Consider the following 16,261-nt stretch of genomic DNA (forward strand, 5'->3'; position numbering starts at 1 on the left):
TGCCCCCGTTCGTCGGCGACTGTTCAGTGGCTCGGCGGTGGAAGTGAATTGTGGATGGAGCGGTGAATGTCTTGGTTTAAACGCAGCGAAAAGTCTGCGAAAGGTTTCGATTGGGCAGGGTTTCTCTGGCTGTTCCTGTTCTTCTGGTATTTTTCCGGCATCACCCAACTGCTGATCCAGCTGACCGGCACCTCCGGCTTCTCTGGTTTCCGTCAGGCGTTCGTGATGAGCGCCATCTGGCTTGCGCCGATGCTGCTGTTCCCTAAACAGACCCGCGTCATGGCCGCCGTCATCGGCGTGGTGCTATGGGCTTGCTCCATGGCCAGCCTCGGTTACTTCTTCATCTATCAGCAGGAATTTTCGCAGAGCGTCATTTTCATCATGTTCGAATCGAACGTGAATGAAGCTGGCGAATACATGACGCAGTATTTTGCCTGGTGGATGGTCCCGGCCTTCCTGGCTCATACCGCATTCGCTTATTTCCTGTGGACGCGCCTGCGCCCGGTGTACCTGCCTCGCGGCAAAGCATTTGTGGCGGCCACAGCAATCCTCGTGGCGGTCATCGGTTACCCGTTGGTCAAGCAGACCCTGCGCACCGGCAGCTTCGCCAGCGGCTTCGAAAAATTCGAAAGCCGCATCGAGCCGGCCGTGCCTTGGCAGATGGCCGTGGCGTATCACCGCTACCTGGACACCCTGGCCGGCATGCAAGAGATGCTCAACAGCGCCAGCACGATCCCGCCGCTGCACAACCTCAAGGATTCGACGGCCAACCAGCCATCGACACTGGTGCTGGTGATCGGCGAATCCACCAACCGCCAGCGCATGAGCCTCTACGGCTACCCGCGCGAAACCACGCCGGAACTGGACAAGCTGAAAGATCAACTGGCGGTATTCGATAACGTCATCACCCCACGCCCGTACACCATCGAGGCGTTGCAGCAGGTACTGACCTTCGCTGACGAAGACAATCCTGACCTGTACCTGACCACACCGTCGCTGGTCAGCATGATGAAGCAAGCCGGTTACAAGACCTTCTGGATCACCAACCAGCAGACCATGACCAAGCGCAACACCATGCTCACGACGTTCTCCCAGCAGGCTGATGAGCAGGTGTACCTGAACAACAACCGTAACCAGAACGCTGCCCAGTACGATGGCGACGTGATCGAGCCGTTCAACAAGGCCCTGGCCGACACGGCGCCGCGCAAACTGATCGTGGTGCATCTGCTCGGCACGCACATGAGTTACCAGTACCGCTACCCTTCGACCTTCGACAAGTTCAAGGACCGCAACGGTGTTCCGGCCGGTGTGCGTGACGATCAGCTGCCGACGTACAACAGCTACGACAACGCGGTGCTGTACAACGACTTCGTGGTCTCAAGCCTGATCAAGGACTACGCCAAGACCGACCCGAACGGCTTTTTGCTGTACCTCTCCGATCACGGTGAAGACGTCTTCGACTCCCCGGGCCACAGCACCCTTGGCCGCAACGAGAGCAAACCGACGGCACCGATGTACACCATTCCGTTCATGGCCTGGGCATCGCCGAAATGGCGTGAAACCCATGACTGGAGTTTCGCCGGTGACTTGGGCCGCCCGTACAGCAGTTCGCACCTGATCCACACCTGGGCGGATCTGGCAGGCCTGAGCTTCGATGAACTGGATCACAGCAAAAGCCTGGTCAGCGACAGCTTCAAGCCTAGGCCATTGATGATCGGCAATCCGTACGAGCGCCAGCAGCGGCCGCTGATTGATTTCAGCCTGATCAAGCCGAAGGCAGCGGTAGCGGAAGTCGTACAGAAGTAACTTTTCAACAACGCAAAACCTGTAGGAGCGAGCCTGCTCGCGATAGCGGTGCACCAGTCAAAATAGATAGTGACTGATGCACCGCTATCGCGAGCAGGCTCGCTCCTACAGTGGGTTTGGGGAGTTCGAACCCCCCTCAAGATAATAATTATTCTCGTTTACTCCTAAATCTCTCCCCTCTCCTTCGTCTTTGAACAAACGGAATTTTTCCATCGACGACAAGGAGTCGGCCGCAATGTTCGCGCCTATCACCCGTTCCATGACTTTCACCCTCGGCCTGTGCGGTGCCGCCCTGAGCCCGGATCTATTGGCTGAAACCGAAAACGAGACAGCGCCACTGGCGCCCACGCTCATGCTCGGCGCCACCAACGTCACCGCCCGGAACCTGGGCAGCACCACCGAAAACACCGAGGCCTACACCACCGGCTCCATGAGCACGGCGACACGCCTGAACCTGTCGATCAAGGAAACACCGCAATCGGTGTCGGTGGTGACCCGCCAGCAGATGGACGATTTCAAGCTCGGCACACTGTCCGAAGCCATGAGCCAGACCACGGGCGTGGTGGTTCAGCACAACGACTCGGACCGGGTCAGTTATTCGTCACGCGGCTACTCGATCAACAATTTCCAGATCGACGGAATGCTGAATACCTTCAACTACATGAAGTCCGACTCCGACACCATTATCTACGACCGCATCGAAGTCGTGCGCGGCGCCACCGGTTTGACCACGGGTGCGGGTGACCCTTCGGCCACCATCAACATGGTGCGCAAACGCCCGACGGCGCAGTGGGAGGCCAAGACCGGGGTCAGCGGTGGCAGCTACGACGATTACTACAGCTACCTCGACGTCGGTGGCCCGCTGGCCTTCGACGGACGTTTGCGCGGGCGCGGTGTGGTGGCCTACCGCGACAGTGATTCCTACCGAGACAAATACCAGCAGCAGCGAGAAGTCGGCTACGGCGTTTTGGAAGCAGACCTGACGGACGACACGGTGCTGGCCGTCGGCTACGACTATCAGAACAAGCACGTTCAGGGCACCTCCTGGGGCACCGTGCCTTACTGGAATGCCGATGGCGGGAAGGCCAACCTCGGGCGCTCAACCAACATGGCCACGTCCTGGAGCTCCTGGCCACTGAAGGACAAAACTGCCTTCGCCAACCTCGATCACCAACTGGGCGGCGGGTGGCAACTCAAGGCCGCGTATACCCATCGTGAAAGCGACACCGACGGCAAGATTTACTACGGCGGTGGCGGCTTCCCCGAAGCCGATCGCAGCGGCATGATCGCCAACGTCAGTCATATGATTGGCACGCAGAAAATGAAGGCCTATGACTTCAACGTCTCAGGGCCTTACGCGCTGTTGGGGCGCGAACACCAATTGATGGTCGGCTATGGCGAAGCCGAGCGCAGTGAGAAATCCCCCTACACAGTGGATGGGCCAAGGTCGGCAGATTACGAAAGCGTTCGCGACTGGAAGTACATGGGTGACATCGCAAAGTTTCCCGACACCGTCACCAACGTCACCGGCGCAAAAGACGACACCCGCCAGAAGGCCGGCTATCTGGCTACACGCCTGAGCCTGACCGATGAACTGCACGCGGTACTCGGCAGCCGCTATGGCAGCTGGAAGGCCTCGAGCACAACCAATCGCTATGACGACAACCTGCAACTGAGCGGCGTCGATCACAGCAGCCAACAACACAACGACATGTGGACGCCTTACGCCGGGCTGTTGTACGACCTCACCCCGGAGTACACCGCTTACGTCAGCTACACCGACATTTTCAAACCGCAGTCCGAACGCGACAGCAGTCGCAAATACCTTGAGCCGGTGGTGGGCAGCAACTATGAATTGGGCCTCAAGGGCAGCCTGCTGGAAGAACAACTGAACCTGGCCACCGCGCTGTTCTGGAGCAAACAGGACAACGTCGCCGAACTCGACGATTCGGTACCGCCTGATCCGGTGACCGGAGAGGAGTTCTACAAATCGGGCGGTAAAGGCAACAAAGTGCAAGGCTTCGAAGCCGAGCTGTCGGGTGAAGTCATGAATGGCTGGAACATGACCGCCGGTTACACCTACACGCACTCAGTGAACGGCGAAGATCAGCGCAATAACACCAACCAACCACTGAACATGTTCCGCTTTTCGACGGCGTATCACCTGCCCGGCGAGTGGCAGGCATTGACCGTGGGTGCGGCGGTGAACTGGCAGAGCGACGTCTATCGCACAGCCAATCGCCCGGTCGGACGCCGCGCCAATGGCGGTCTTATTACCGAACGCACGGACATTGCCCAAGAGGCCTACACCGTGGTCAACCTGATGTCACGCTATGAGTTTGACCGACACCTGTCGGCCTCGTTGAACGTCAACAACCTGTTCGACAAGAAGTACTACGACAACGTCGGGTTCTATAACGGGGTGTATTGGGGTGACCCGCGCACGGTGACCCTGAGCCTGGACTGGAAGCTCTAGGCGATGTTAATTCCCATTTAACGGAATCGGCGGATAATGAGCGTTCGACTTTGATTCATAGACTCATGGACGACAGGCATCCGACATCTGTAAGTGGGAGGCACACCATGAAACGCACAACATTGATTCTCGCCGCAGTCATGACTTTAGGCTCCGCCAGCGCCTTCGCCGAAGGCGGTGCTGAACGCATGAGGTACTACTTCGAAACGCTGCGCTACAACCAGCAATTGGCGCTGGGCAACATCACGCAAACCCAGGCCAAGGAACTGCGGGTCCCGGACGACCAGACCGCACAAATGACCGAGACCTACAGACCGAAATGATTGTTACACCTCTGACTGCTTGCTCTTCAGTCAGAGAAAACCTGTTGGGCGTCCTCATGGACGCCCTTTTTTTCGCCCGTCTTAAAGCGGCTTGATCCAGAACATCATGCGCCCGTGGGCCGGATCGAACTCGCCCGGGGCAAAGCCGAACTTACCGTAGGACGCCTGCGCCACGGCGTTGCCTTCCAGGACTTCCAGGGTGATTTTGCAGCAGCCACGCTGGCGGGCGATCTCTTCGACTTTTTGCAACATCCGCTGGCTCAGGCCCAACCCGCGAAACTTCGGCACCACCGCCACATCGTGGACGTTGACCAATGGCCGGCAAGCAAAGGTCGAAAAGCCTTCAAAGCAATTGATCAGTCCCGCCGGCTCACCACCGACAAACGCCAAAACGCTGAACGCATGGGCTCGCTTGGCCAACTCACCGGGCAGATGTTCCAGCACGCTGGCGGGCAAGGCATGGCCGCCGCCCATCGGGTCCTGGGCGTAACTGTTCAGTACCAACCCGATGGCCTCGGCATGCACCGGGTTGGTGTAGCTGGCTTGCAGTACAAGTATTTCTGCGGAATCCATTTCCATCCTCAATCGTAAAAGGCCCCGGAACGTTGTTCGTCCTGGCAGACCGGGGGGTGACAATATCGTGGCCAGCAGAAAATCGAAAGATCGCAGCCGTCGGCAGCGCCTGGATTGCGCCCGTAGGAGCTGCCGAAGGCTGCGATCTTTTGATCCTAATGCCCCCAAATCAACGCTTCAGTCCAGCCCAGCTCAACAAAATCCTCGGCCCGCAAGTGCGATTCACCCGCGCAAAAAAACTCGTCCAGTTGCGGCGGCTTGACCGGTGTGCCACTGAGCATCGCGTGAACCTGCCCACGATGATGAATCTGGTGTTCGAACAAATGGGAAAGCAGGCGCAAACGGCTGTCGTGCTGCGGCTTATCGCGGGCGATGGTGACAACTTTGCTCAGGTCGGCATCGCGCAGCTGTTCGCAATAGGCGATCAGGCGCCGGTCGACATGGGCCTGTTCCCGCTTGAGGTCGCAGGCAGAGATGAACGGCTCGTTCTCACTGAAGAACACGAAGCAATCGGGACGTGGTTCATCGCCGCGCAATTCGCGCTCCAGCGCATCCACGTAAAACCAATCGCAGGTCAGGATATGGTTGAGGGTGGCGCGGATACTGGGAAAAAAACTGACCCTGGGGGCTGCCAGGTCTTCCGGGATCAACTGAATCCAGGCCTTGGCCAATCGGTGATTGGCCCAGGCGTTCTGGTAAGCCATGGTCAGTAAATGGTGTGACAGAGGTTGATTCATGGTCATTCCTCCTGGCCTTCAAACCTCGGCGAAACGCTCCAGCTGCATTTCCTGCAGGCGACTGAGGGTGCGGCGGAACGGGAATTCGAGATAACCCTCGGTGTACAACGCGTCCATCGGCACCTGTGCTTCGAGGTACAACGGCACCTTGCGGTCGTAGCACTCGTCCACCAGTGCGATAAACCGCCGGACACCATCATCATGCACCGACAACTGCGGCAGCTCGCGGTCACCGGCCTCTACGCGCACGGCGGCGTCTTCAGTGCCCCGGGCGATTCGGCCGGCGCGTTTTTGTGCGCTGAGGTTGGGCACCTCGCTCAACAGAATAGCGCTGTAGGTGTCACACAAGGCCATGAAATCCATGGCGGCAAATGGTTGCTCGCAGAGATCGGCGTAACGGCACCAAAGCACCGACTGACTGGCCTGCACCACCGCCAGCGGTCGATAACCGACCTTGATCGGTGCACTGGAAACCGCTTGCCCAACGGTCAGGACCTTGAACACATCCACCAACGCACTCGGCTGCCCCGGTTCGGCCACCCAGTAACGTTGCAATCCCTGGCCGGGATGCAGGCGATGGTCTTCGCCACCGTCCACTGCAATCACCTGCATGTGCTGCTTGATCGCAGCGATGGCAGGCATGAACCGGTCACGATTGAAACCATCGGCGTACAGCATGTCCGGCGGCAGATTGGAAGTGCAGACCACCACCACGCCCTGCTCGAACATCACCTGGAACAAACGCCCGAGAATGATCGCGTCACCGATGTCATTGACGAACAATTCATCGAAGCACAGCACTCGCACTTCTTCGCTCAACTCGCGGGCTAATGCCTTCAATGGGTCAGCGGTGCCGGTCAGTTGAAAGGAGCGTTGATGCACCCAGCCCATGAAATGGTGAAAGTGCTGACGCCGGGCCGGCACCCGCAAGTGCTGGTAAAACTGGTCCATCAACCAGGTTTTACCGCGCCCGACCGGCCCCCACAGGTAAACCCCCATGACCGGTTTACGCCCTTCATGCAGCGCCTCATGGCACTTCTGCAACGCCCAGACGGCATGTTCCTGGGCTTCGTCCTGGACGAAGCCCTTCTGTTCGATGGCCTGCTGCCAGGCGCTGAGGGGAGAGTCGACATTCATGCGCGGCAGTATACGTCCCTGTAGCAATTGGCGAAGCCTGTGTTCGATCGCGAAGCGGTCGCCATTGCGATAATTGCTGATGGACCAAGCGCTCCGGTTAACGACCACTTCGTGGCCGAACGCAGCCTACGGCAGCTGCTACATGGCTACAGAGAAATGTCCAACCGGGCGATCTTGCCCTGTTCGTTCAGGCGAAACATGTAGCGCAGTTCCAAAGGGCTGCCCGGGAATGTGCCGGAGATCAGGCCGTTGACCAACACCTTGCCGGTGCGCTGCTGCACCCCCAGCACTTCGACCCGGGGCTGGTAGCGCTCGGCAGTGTCCTGCATCCATTGGGCGATGGCCTGGGTGCCGATCCGGTGCTGGCCCTCATCGAACACGTTGGCATCTTCAGCGAAAAAACTGCCGACACGCGAAGTGTCGCGGGTGTTGGCGGCGGCAATATAGGCAGCGATGGCCGGCGCCAGCGCAGAGGCTGAATGGGACATGGTACGGCTCCTTGCAGGTTGATTCTGGAGCCATGCTAGAACAGTGCTGTGTCAATTCTTGTCAGGAGTGAAACGCCCGGCATCGTCCAGTTGCATCTGCTTGCGCCAGGTGCGCAACAGGTCGCTGCGGCGCCCCGGATAGCGCTCGCCCTGCTCGCTCGCCTGCAAGATCCGGTCGGTGCGAAAGGTGCGATAGGCGCCGCGCAATTCACACCAGGCCACAATGATTCGCACCTCGTTGAGAAACCCCAACGCCAGCGGCCAGATCAACCGTTGGGTAGGCACCTGGTTAACATCGGCATAATCAATGTGCAGCTTGGCCTGATTGCGAGTAGCTTGGCGGAACACATTCAACGGCACCGCATTCGGCGCAAAGCCATAACCCGGCGGCCCCGGCATGACCGTCGGGTTGTGCAAGGCTTCCAGCGCTTCCGGCGCCAGCACCGCGGCAATCTTGGCCAGTGCATCGGCCGCGGCCTTGCTCAGGACCTCATCGCCGCGCTGATCGACATAGCGCAAACCCAGCACGATGGCCTCGGTCTCATCAGCGTTGAGCATCAGCGGCGGCAAAAACAAACCGCTGCGCAGCACGTAGCCGATCCCTGCTTCGCCATAGATCGGCGCGCCCAATGCAGTGAGCTCTGCGATGTCGCGGTACAGCGTACGCTCGGAGATTTCCAGTTCGCCGGCCAGCGTCGCGGCCGTCACCGGACGGCTTTTGCCACGCAGCACTTGCAGCAACGTCAATAAACGAGTGGTTCGCGACAAGATGGCCAGACCTTCCAGGAAAGTCGTGGGAGCTTAGCAGACACCCCTGTCAGAAACTGGCAGGAGCAAACACACCGTTAGTCGAGAGTTGAGGGCATCAGGAAAAAGCCAGTTGACGTTTAAAATTATCCGCATCATATTTAATAGATGTTTTGAATAATTTAAATCCTCGTGACGTTTTCTACTGGAGTCTCCCATGCATTACAAGGTCTTTGGCCGTAAAACCGGCTTGCGTGTTTCCGAGCTGGCATTGGGTGCCGGTAACTTCGGCACCGGTTGGGGCCACGGCGCCGAGCGCGACGAGGCCAAAGCCATTTTTGACGGTTACCTGGAAGCCGGCGGCAATTTCATCGACACCGCCAACGGCTATCAGGCCGGCCAGTCGGAAGCCATGCTCAGTGAGTTTATTGCCGCCGAGCGCGATCGCCTGGTCATCGCCAGCAAATACACCTTGGGCACCACACCGTCAGCCGGCATTTCCCACACGGGCAACAACCGCAAAAACATGGTTCGCGCCGTGGAAGAAAGCTTGAAGCGCCTGAAAACCGATCACCTCGATCTGTTCTGGGCGCACATGAGCGATGGCGTGACGCCGATGGAAGAAATCCTGCGCGGCTTCGACGACCTGGTACGCGCCGGCAAGATCCACTATGCGGGACTGTCGAACTTCCCGGCGTGGCGCATCGCGCGCGCCGATCTGTTGGCCGAGGTGCGCGGGTTTTCGCCGATTGCCGCGATCCAGGTTGAGTACAGCCTGGCCGAACGCACCGCCGAACGCGAACAACTGCCGATGGCCGAAGCCCTGGGCCTGGCCGCAACCCTGTGGTCGCCACTGGGCGGTGGCTTCCTCACCGGCAAGTACCGCGCCAGCGAAGGCGACAACCGCGCCACCAAACTGGGAATGCTGGTTCACGCCGAGAAAACCGCCCGTGAAACCGCCCTGCTCGACACCCTGCTGGCCGTCGCGGCGGAATTGGCCAGCAGCCCGACTCACGTAGCGATTGCCTGGTTGCGGGAGAAGGCCAAGCGGTCGACCACAGCGCTGATTCCGATCCTCGGCTCGCGCACCCGCGAACAACTGGATGCGACATTGGGCGCGTTGAATGTGCAGTTGAGTGCCGAACAGTTGGCACGGCTGGATGGCATCAGCGATGTGGCCAAAGGTGTGCCGCATGAAAGCATCAGCGGCTCGTTTTCGCGGTTCAGCGGTGGCGAAACCCTGGACCTGCCCATTATCCCGGTAGCCTGAAAAAGCATCGCGGGCAAGCCCGCTCCCCAGGATTTGCGCTAAACCTGTGGGAGCGGGCTTGCCCGCGATGGCGTCAGTAGATTCACAACAAATTCAGTGTTACTGGTCGACCTTATGTTTGGCCGCATACAGGCACAGCATCTCCATCGCCAGCGTCGCCGCGGCCAATGAGGTGATGTCGGCGCTGTCATAAGCAGGCGCCCACACCGGCGTTCCGGTACCCGGTGCAAAGGCCGGGTCCAGTGGTGCCGGGAGATGCGCAGAGGGCGGCCGCCTTCGACAGCTCCTACACCGATATCCTGTAGGAGCTGCCGAAGGCGGCGATCTTTTGATCTGTTCTTTTGCCGTGGCCGGACCGTTCTGGCATCCTGCGCCTCCATTTTCTGACCCGGCCCCGCCTCCCGGCACGCATACCCCATGACCTCCCCTGAAAAAAACCTGCGCCACAACGACCTGATCTACGGCCTCAACGACCGTCCTCACCTGACGGCTACCGTGTTCGCTGCCCTGCAACACGTGCTGGCGAGTTTCGTCGGCATCATCACGCCGACACTGATCATGGGCAGCGCCCTGGGCCTGCAAAGCGAAATTCCTTACCTGATCAGCATGGCGCTGTTCGTTTCCGGCCTGGGCACGTTCGTTCAGGCGCGGCGCTTCGGGCCGGTTGGCTCTGGCTTGTTGTGCCTGCAAGGCACCAGTTTCTCGTTCATCAGCGTGATCCTCAGTGCCGGGTTCATGGTCAAGGCCCGCGGTGGCGGCACTGATGAAATCCTTTCGACGATCTTTGGCGTGTGCTTCTTCGCCGCGTTCATCGAAGTGGTGTTAAGCCAGTTCATCGGCAAATTGCGCATGCTGATCACCCCGGTGGTGACCGGCACCATCATCACCCTCATGGGCCTGTCGCTGATCAAGGTCGCGATGACCGACATTGCTGGCGGTTTCGGTGCGCCTGACCTCGGCGCCGCCAGCCATCTGGGCCTGGCCGCATTGGTGCTTGGCACAATCGTGGTGCTGAACCGCGTCGACGTGCCATTCCTGCGCCTGGGAGCGATCGTGATCGGCTTGACCCTCGGCTATGTCGTCGCCTGGTGGATGGGCCACGTCGACTTCGCCAGCCTGCCCGCCGTGCCGCTGATGAGCGTGCCGGTGCCGTTCAAGTACGGCTTCTCTTTTGATTGGGTGGCGTTCGTGCCAGTGGCGGTGATTTTCCTCGTGTCGCCACTGGAAGCGGCTGGTGACCTGACCGCCAATTCGATGATTTCCCGGCAACCCGTCAAAGGCCCGGTGTATATCCGCCGGATCAAATCCGGGTTGCTCGCCGACGGCCTCAACTCGGCGATGGCGGCGGTGTTCAACAGCATGCCGATGGTGACCTTCGCCCAGAACAACGGGGTGATTCAGCTGACCGGCGTGGCCAGTCGTTACGTGGCATTTTTCATTGCCGGTTTGTTGGTGGTGCTGGGGCTGTTCCCGATGATCGGCGCGGTGCTGCAACTGATGCCGAAACCGGTGCTCGGTGGTGCCGAACTGGTGATGTTCGGCACAGTCGCCGTGGCCGGGATCAAGATCCTCGCCGAAGCCGGCCTGCATCGGCGCAACATGCTGATCGTGGCGATATCTATCGGCATGGGCCTGGGTGTCGCCGCTGTACCGGAAGTCTTGCGTGAGCTGCCCAAGGCGCTGCACAACATTTTCGAATCGCCGATCACCGTCGGTGCGTTGTGCGCCATCGTGCTGAACCTCTTCCTGCCGGAAGAATTCATCGAGCTGGAAGAAGACGACTTCGATCCTGAAGCGTCGATTTTGCAGGTCATGGAAAATCCGCAGGTGACGGAACCCGTCGCACCGATCAATCGCTGAAGCCACCGTGCTACATTCGCTGCGACTCGGTTTGGCACAAGGTTGAGCGCGTTGAACAAGAAGACCGGCATCCGGGCCGCACAGGCCCAACAGACCCGCACGCGGATTCTCGAAGCCGCGGTGAAAGTGTTCACCCGCGACGGTTACTCCGGCGGGCGGGTCGAGAGTATTTCCCGTGAGGCCGATTCCAACGACCGCATGCTTTATTACTACTTCGGCAGTAAAGAGCAGCTGTTTATCTGCGTGCTGGAACACACCTACGAGCAGTTCAACAAAGCCGAAAGCCGCCTCAAACTGGACCTGACGCAACCGCTGGTGGCGCTACGGGATCTGGTGGCTTTCGTCTGGGACTACTACGTCGCGCACCCGGAGTTCGTCGCCATCCTCAGCAACGAAAACCTGCATAACGGCAAGCATGCACAGCAGTCCAGCGAGTTGCGCCGGCTGTCCGGTGAAGCGGTCGGTGTCCTGCGGCCGATCATCGAAGCAGGTCAGGCCCAGGGTTTGTTTCGCCAGGACCTGGACATCAAGCACGTGTACTTGATGATTGCCTCGCTGTGCTACTTCTATAACTCCAACCGCCATACCCTCAGCTCGTTTCTCGGTGAGGATCTGGCGGGTAAATCGCAGCAGCAGGATTGGTTGGGGTTTATCAAGGACCTGGTCGTGCGGGGCGTTATTCAACTGCCAGGTTGACTCCCCGCGATACGTTCAATGGCTCCCCGGATTTGCCCGCAGGTGCGCCACTTTCTGTTCCAGCCCTTGCCACTGCGGTGCCGATGACGCAAACCGGCTGCGCAGATACGCTGCCAGTTCCGCTACCTGGGTGTTGGACAGACTGTCCTTGAAACCGGGCATGTAGCCCAGGTCTTTGGTGGCCGGGGCATTGATGCCCTGCAAAATGACCTTGATCAGGTTGTCCGGTTGATCGCTGTGCACATTGGTGTTGCTGGCCAGCGACGGGCTTACGCCAAACAGCTTCGGACCGAGACCATCGGCGTGACAGGCCTTGCAGGAACCTTCGAACACGCGCTGGCCGTTGCTCAATGACAACGTCGAGGCAGGTTGCGCAGCGGGTTCAACCTTTGGCGAATCAGCCTGCGCTTCGTTGAGTGAAGCGAGGTACACCGCCATCGCCCGAACGTCCGTTTTCGGCAATTTTGCCAACTCACTGACCACCGGGCCCATCGGGCCTGTCGCCACGCCATGGGCCTCGGAATAACCGGTGCTGAGGTAGTCGAACAGTTGGTTTTCGGTCCAGGGCGTCGGCGCTTTCGACAACCCGTTGAGCGCCGGCGCTTCCCAGCCATCGACCATGCCACCCGCCAGAAACGCGGCTCCGCCCTTCTCGGCCCCCAGCACGTTGCGCGGCGAATGGCAGGCCGCGCAATGGCCGAGCCCGTTGACCAGATAGGCGCCGCGATTCCATTGCTCGCTACGCTGTGGCTGCGCGCTGATCTCGCCGCGACGCAAAAACAAGGCATTCCAGCCGGCCATCAACGGCCTCAGATTGAACGGGAAGCGCATGTCGTTGGCCTTCGGTTCCTGGCTGACCGGCGCCTGCGACATGAGGTAGGCATACAGCGCCTGCATGTCCGCATCATTGATGTTGCGAAACGCCGTGTACGGAAACGCCGGGTACAAGTTGCGCCCATCCCTGCCGATGCCATCGCGCATCGCCCGCTCGAAGGCCGGGTACGACCAACTGCCAATACCGGTTTTCACGTCCGGGGTGATGTTGCTGCTGTACAACGTGCCGAACGGTGTCTCCATCGCCAACCCACCGGCATTGGTCGCACCACCGGGCGCGGTGTGGCAGACCGCACAATCACCAACGGCCGCCAGCAACCGCCCGCGTTCAAGAGTGGCCGCCGACCAGGTGCCGGCACTCGGCGGGGCAATCGGCGCGATCTCCGAGTGAAACGGCCACGCCGTGGCGGCCATACCGAGCACCGCGCCGAAGGCGGCAAACAGTGAGCCGAACAACCACTTCGAACGCTTGGCCGGGGATTTCGACGGATCAGCCTCGGTGCCGGCGTTGAGTGCCGCCAACACCCGCTCCGGGGTGATCGGCAGTTCACGAAAGCGTATCCCGGTGGCGTCGTAGATCGCATTGGCAATCGCCGCCGCACTCGGCACCGACGCGGATTCACCGGCGCCCATGGGCGGCTGGTCCTGACGCGGCATCATCATCACGTCGATCTGCGGCACCTCGGGAAAGGTCAGGATCGGATAACCGCCCCACTCCTTGCTCGCCACCGTGGATTCCTCAAAGGTCACCCGTTCCTTGAGCACACGGCTGGTGGACTGAATGACGTTACCGTGGATCTGATGCTGCACGCCCGCGGGGTTGATCATCATCCCCGAGTCATGCCCGATCACCACACGCGTTACGGAGACATCGCCGGTCTGGCGATCCACCGCCACATCCGCTACCCACGCTGCCCACGCGGCACCGAAGCCGGGGAACTTGCTGTGGATGTAGCGCGCGTAAGCGAAGCCGCGACCGCGCAAAAACTGATCTTCGTTCGCCGTTTGCATCGGCGCCGTGCGCGGGCTCCAGGCAGCGCGCTCGGCGGTGGACTTGACCAGGTCAATGGCGCGCTCGTCACGCAAATAGCGCAACCGGTACTCGACCGGGTCGACGCCGGCGGCAAAGGCCAATTCATCGATGTAGGACTCGTGGGCAAAGGTATTGGGCAGCGCCGACACGCCGCGCATCCACGAGGCACGCACCAGTGGCGCCATGTCGTTAATGGTCACGCGCATGTGTTCAATGTCATAGGGCGGGATCGAGGTGCGATCGCCCATCTCGAACATCGCGGCAACCGGCTCCACCCGCCCGGTCAGCAGCAGGGCCAGGGTCGGCGCGCCATTGGAGGGATAGCTGGTCTGAAAATCATAAGCGGCGATACTGCCATCGGCGTTCAAACCACCGTCGACGTCCATCAGTTGCGCGGTGCCTTTGGGCTCCCAGGCGTGCTCTTGTTCGCGGGTCAGCTGCACACGCACCGGTTTGCCCACCGCCCGAGACAACAACAAGGCATCGGCGCAGACATCGTCAGCGCAGTTGCGTCCGTAGCAACCGGAGGCTTCCATGCGAATGATCTCGATCGATTCCTCGGCGCACTCCAGCAACCAGGCCAGATCGGCACGCAACAGATGCGGATTCTGCGTGCCGGACCACACCCGTGAACCCGAAGGTTGGTAATCCGCCACGCCGCAGGAAGGACCGATCGAGCCGTGCATCTGATAAGGCCATAAATAGCTGCGCGACAGACGCTGGCTGGCACCGGCCAACGCTTCATCCACATTGCCTTGATCCAGCACCACTCGCTGCACCCGAGGATTGTCGCGGATCGCCTGCTCGACATTGCTCATGTCCGGCAATGCCTGATTCCAGGCTTTCCAGCTGACCCGAAGCTCCTTCGCAGCCTTGATGGCTTGCTCTTCGCGCAACGCCACCACACCGACGAAGTCACGGATCACCACCACCGCGACGATCCCCGGAATATGGGCGATGGACGCTTCGTCGACCGCCAGCAGGCTGTTGCCGACAAAGTCACCGCAATCGAGCCCGGCGTAAGGCGGGCGAACCACTCGGCCGTGGAGCATATCCGGTACACGCATGTCATGGACGTAAGTCAGCTCGCCGGTTGCCTTGGCCGGAATATCCACCCGCGCGGCGCCCTTGCCCACCAACCGATAGTCGCTGGCGTCTTTGAGCGGCGCGTCGCCGGAGATTCGCAGCTCCCAGTGCTCGCAGCGCACCAGATCGGCGTAGGTGGTGGTGCGCCCGTCGGTGGCCGTTATCACCCCGGCCTCGACCTTTAGACTCGCCGCCTCGACCGCCCAGCGCTCTGCCGCGCGCGCCAGCAAAAAGTGCCGTGCTTGCGCTGCCGCATTGCGCAACGGGATCGCCGAAATCTGCAGGGTGGCGCTGGCGATGGTCGCGCCCTGATTCGGCACGCGCTCGGTGTCGCCCAGCACCATGCACACTTGATCAATGCGCAGGTCCAGTTCTTCGGCAACGATCTGCGCCAATGAGGTGCGGATGCCGGTGCCGAGGTCGACATGGCCGTTGAAGGCATACACCCCACCGTCGTCGCTGACGGCAATGAAAATCGCCAGTTCCTTGGGCTTGATCGTCGGTGTACCGCCCTTGGCCACCGGACCCGAAGGCGGCAGCACATCGTCGACGATCAGCAGAACGCCGGTCTTGGCCAGCAGTTGGTCGCGGGTTGGGATTGCGTCGGTCATGTTCATCGATCCACGTTCAAGGCGTTTGACGGGCGGCACGCAGCACCGCGCGAAGGATTTCGATATGGGTGCCGCAACGGCAGAGGTTGGCCGAAAGTTCGTTGCGGATCTGGGTTTCGCTGGGGTTGGGGATGCGGTCGAGCAAGGCCTTGGCGGTCATGATCATGCCGTTGAGGCAGTAGCCGCATTGCGCTGCCTGCTCGTCGATGAAGGCTTGTTGCACCGGATGCGGTTCGGCCCGAGTGCCAAGACCTTCGAGGGTGATGATCTGCCGGTCGACCGCACCCGCCAGCGGGAATACGCACGAGCGTGCGGCAACGCCATCGATGATCACCGTGCAGGCGCCACACTCGCCCAGGCCGCAGCCATATTTAGGGCCGTTGAGTTGCAGGTCATTGCGCAGGATCAGCAATAAAGGGGTATCCGCCATGGCGGTAACAGTCGTGGTTTGGCCGTTGACCTCAAGCGCTACGGTAATTTCCTGGCTCGTCATTCACTTCGCCCGCTTCAGTTTATGAAGTGCCCACTACACCAAAAGAGCAAAGAAAAAGTCGCGAGGTCGACCTGGTCATTACCAGGTGTGT

The 16,261-nt window shown here is 60.2% G+C and carries 13 protein-coding genes and 1 pseudogene; 6 read left to right on the forward strand and 8 right to left on the reverse strand.

All coding sequences use genetic code 11. The annotated features are described in order from the left end of the window. The first annotated feature begins 66 nt into the window (after positions 1-66). The 3 genes from KVG88_RS03020 to KVG88_RS03030 all read left to right on the forward strand — a co-directional run bounded on the left by KVG88_RS03020 (position 67) and on the right by KVG88_RS03030 (position 4,605). A complete protein-coding gene (locus tag KVG88_RS03020) occupies positions 67-1,806 on the forward strand; it encodes a phosphoethanolamine transferase CptA (protein WP_217870288.1) in 1,740 nt (579 codons plus the stop codon). 235 nt (positions 1,807-2,041) lie between these two features. Continuing rightward, on the forward strand, positions 2,042-4,282 hold the full coding sequence (locus KVG88_RS03025) for a TonB-dependent siderophore receptor (RefSeq protein WP_217870289.1): 2,241 nt from the start codon (positions 2,042-2,044) through the stop codon (positions 4,280-4,282). A gap of 107 nt (positions 4,283-4,389) precedes the next feature. Continuing rightward, on the forward strand, positions 4,390-4,605 hold the full coding sequence (locus KVG88_RS03030; protein ID WP_150700533.1) for a hypothetical protein: 216 nt from the start codon (positions 4,390-4,392) through the stop codon (positions 4,603-4,605). Positions 4,606-4,686: 81 nt separating this feature from the next. Here KVG88_RS03030 and KVG88_RS03035 read toward each other — a convergent pair whose 3' ends face one another. From KVG88_RS03035 to KVG88_RS03055, 5 genes are all read right to left on the reverse strand, one after another. Continuing rightward, positions 4,687-5,178, reverse strand: a complete 492-nt coding sequence (locus KVG88_RS03035; RefSeq protein WP_150700534.1) for a GNAT family N-acetyltransferase — start codon at positions 5,176-5,178, stop codon at positions 4,687-4,689. A 155-nt stretch (positions 5,179-5,333) separates the two neighbouring features. Continuing rightward, on the reverse strand, positions 5,334-5,915 hold the full coding sequence (locus tag KVG88_RS03040) for a DinB family protein (protein ID WP_217870290.1): 582 nt from the start codon (positions 5,913-5,915) through the stop codon (positions 5,334-5,336). Between the two features lie 18 nt (positions 5,916-5,933). After that, positions 5,934-7,052, reverse strand: a complete 1,119-nt coding sequence (gene zapE / locus KVG88_RS03045; protein WP_150700536.1) for a cell division protein ZapE — start codon at positions 7,050-7,052, stop codon at positions 5,934-5,936. A 146-nt stretch (positions 7,053-7,198) separates the two neighbouring features. Beyond that, complete coding sequence (locus KVG88_RS03050; RefSeq protein WP_150700537.1) at positions 7,199-7,540, reverse strand: nuclear transport factor 2 family protein; 342 nt, start codon at positions 7,538-7,540, stop codon at positions 7,199-7,201. Between the two features lie 51 nt (positions 7,541-7,591). Next, a complete protein-coding gene (locus KVG88_RS03055) occupies positions 7,592-8,308 on the reverse strand; it encodes a helix-turn-helix transcriptional regulator (protein WP_217870291.1) in 717 nt (238 codons plus the stop codon). Between the two features lie 196 nt (positions 8,309-8,504). Between KVG88_RS03055 and KVG88_RS03060 the strand changes: the two genes are divergently transcribed. Beyond that, entirely contained in the window at positions 8,505-9,557 is a 1,053-nt protein-coding gene (locus tag KVG88_RS03060; RefSeq protein WP_217870292.1) for an aldo/keto reductase, read from the forward strand. Positions 9,558-9,656: 99 nt separating this feature from the next. Here KVG88_RS03060 and KVG88_RS03065 read toward each other — a convergent pair. Further along, a pseudogene (locus KVG88_RS03065) lies at positions 9,657-9,800 on the reverse strand (agmatinase); the annotation flags it as partial. Positions 9,801-9,974: 174 nt separating this feature from the next. On the opposite strand from KVG88_RS03065, the gene KVG88_RS03070 reads away from it, so the two are divergent. Both KVG88_RS03070 and KVG88_RS03075 read left to right on the forward strand, forming a co-directional pair. Beyond that, positions 9,975-11,417: a nucleobase:cation symporter-2 family protein gene (locus KVG88_RS03070; protein WP_150700540.1), complete on the forward strand. Its 1,443-nt coding sequence runs from the start codon at positions 9,975-9,977 to the stop codon at positions 11,415-11,417. Between the two features lie 51 nt (positions 11,418-11,468). Further along, positions 11,469-12,113: a TetR/AcrR family transcriptional regulator gene (locus KVG88_RS03075; protein ID WP_217870293.1), complete on the forward strand. Its 645-nt coding sequence runs from the start codon at positions 11,469-11,471 to the stop codon at positions 12,111-12,113. A 15-nt stretch (positions 12,114-12,128) separates the two neighbouring features. On the opposite strand, the gene KVG88_RS03080 is transcribed toward KVG88_RS03075, so the two are convergent. Both KVG88_RS03080 and KVG88_RS03085 read right to left on the reverse strand, forming a co-directional pair. After that, entirely contained in the window at positions 12,129-15,677 is a 3,549-nt protein-coding gene (locus KVG88_RS03080; RefSeq protein WP_217870294.1) for a molybdopterin cofactor-binding domain-containing protein, read from the reverse strand. Positions 15,678-15,693: 16 nt separating this feature from the next. Continuing rightward, the gene (locus KVG88_RS03085) at positions 15,694-16,170 is read right to left on the reverse strand and encodes a (2Fe-2S)-binding protein (protein ID WP_150700543.1); all 477 of its coding nucleotides are present in this window, start codon (positions 16,168-16,170) and stop codon (positions 15,694-15,696) included. Positions 16,171-16,261 lie beyond the last annotated feature (91 nt).

Origin of the sequence: Pseudomonas azerbaijanoccidentalis (assembly GCF_019145495.1) — a bacterium.
In the GTDB taxonomy this organism is placed as follows: domain Bacteria; phylum Pseudomonadota; class Gammaproteobacteria; order Pseudomonadales; family Pseudomonadaceae; genus Aquipseudomonas; species Aquipseudomonas azerbaijanoccidentalis.

What these genes read in the sequence shown, in the direction of transcription:
- KVG88_RS03020 (WP_217870288.1), top strand. Translation starts at nt 67, where the DNA reads ATGTCTTGGTTTAAACGCAGCGAAAAGTCTGCGAAAGGTTTCGATTGG.
- KVG88_RS03025 (WP_217870289.1), top strand. Translation starts at nt 2,042, where the DNA reads ATGTTCGCGCCTATCACCCGTTCCATGACTTTCACCCTCGGCCTGTGC.
- KVG88_RS03030 (WP_150700533.1), top strand. Translation starts at nt 4,390, where the DNA reads ATGAAACGCACAACATTGATTCTCGCCGCAGTCATGACTTTAGGCTCC.
- KVG88_RS03035 (WP_150700534.1), bottom strand. Translation starts at nt 5,178, where the DNA reads ATGGATTCCGCAGAAATACTTGTACTGCAAGCCAGCTACACCAACCCG.
- KVG88_RS03040 (WP_217870290.1), bottom strand. Translation starts at nt 5,915, where the DNA reads ATGAATCAACCTCTGTCACACCATTTACTGACCATGGCTTACCAGAAC.
- zapE (WP_150700536.1), bottom strand. Translation starts at nt 7,052, where the DNA reads ATGAATGTCGACTCTCCCCTCAGCGCCTGGCAGCAGGCCATCGAACAG.
- KVG88_RS03050 (WP_150700537.1), bottom strand. Translation starts at nt 7,540, where the DNA reads ATGTCCCATTCAGCCTCTGCGCTGGCGCCGGCCATCGCTGCCTATATT.
- KVG88_RS03060 (WP_217870292.1), top strand. Translation starts at nt 8,505, where the DNA reads ATGCATTACAAGGTCTTTGGCCGTAAAACCGGCTTGCGTGTTTCCGAG.
- KVG88_RS03070 (WP_150700540.1), top strand. Translation starts at nt 9,975, where the DNA reads ATGACCTCCCCTGAAAAAAACCTGCGCCACAACGACCTGATCTACGGC.
- KVG88_RS03080 (WP_217870294.1), bottom strand. Translation starts at nt 15,677, where the DNA reads ATGACCGACGCAATCCCAACCCGCGACCAACTGCTGGCCAAGACCGGC.
- KVG88_RS03085 (WP_150700543.1), bottom strand. Translation starts at nt 16,170, where the DNA reads ATGACGAGCCAGGAAATTACCGTAGCGCTTGAGGTCAACGGCCAAACC.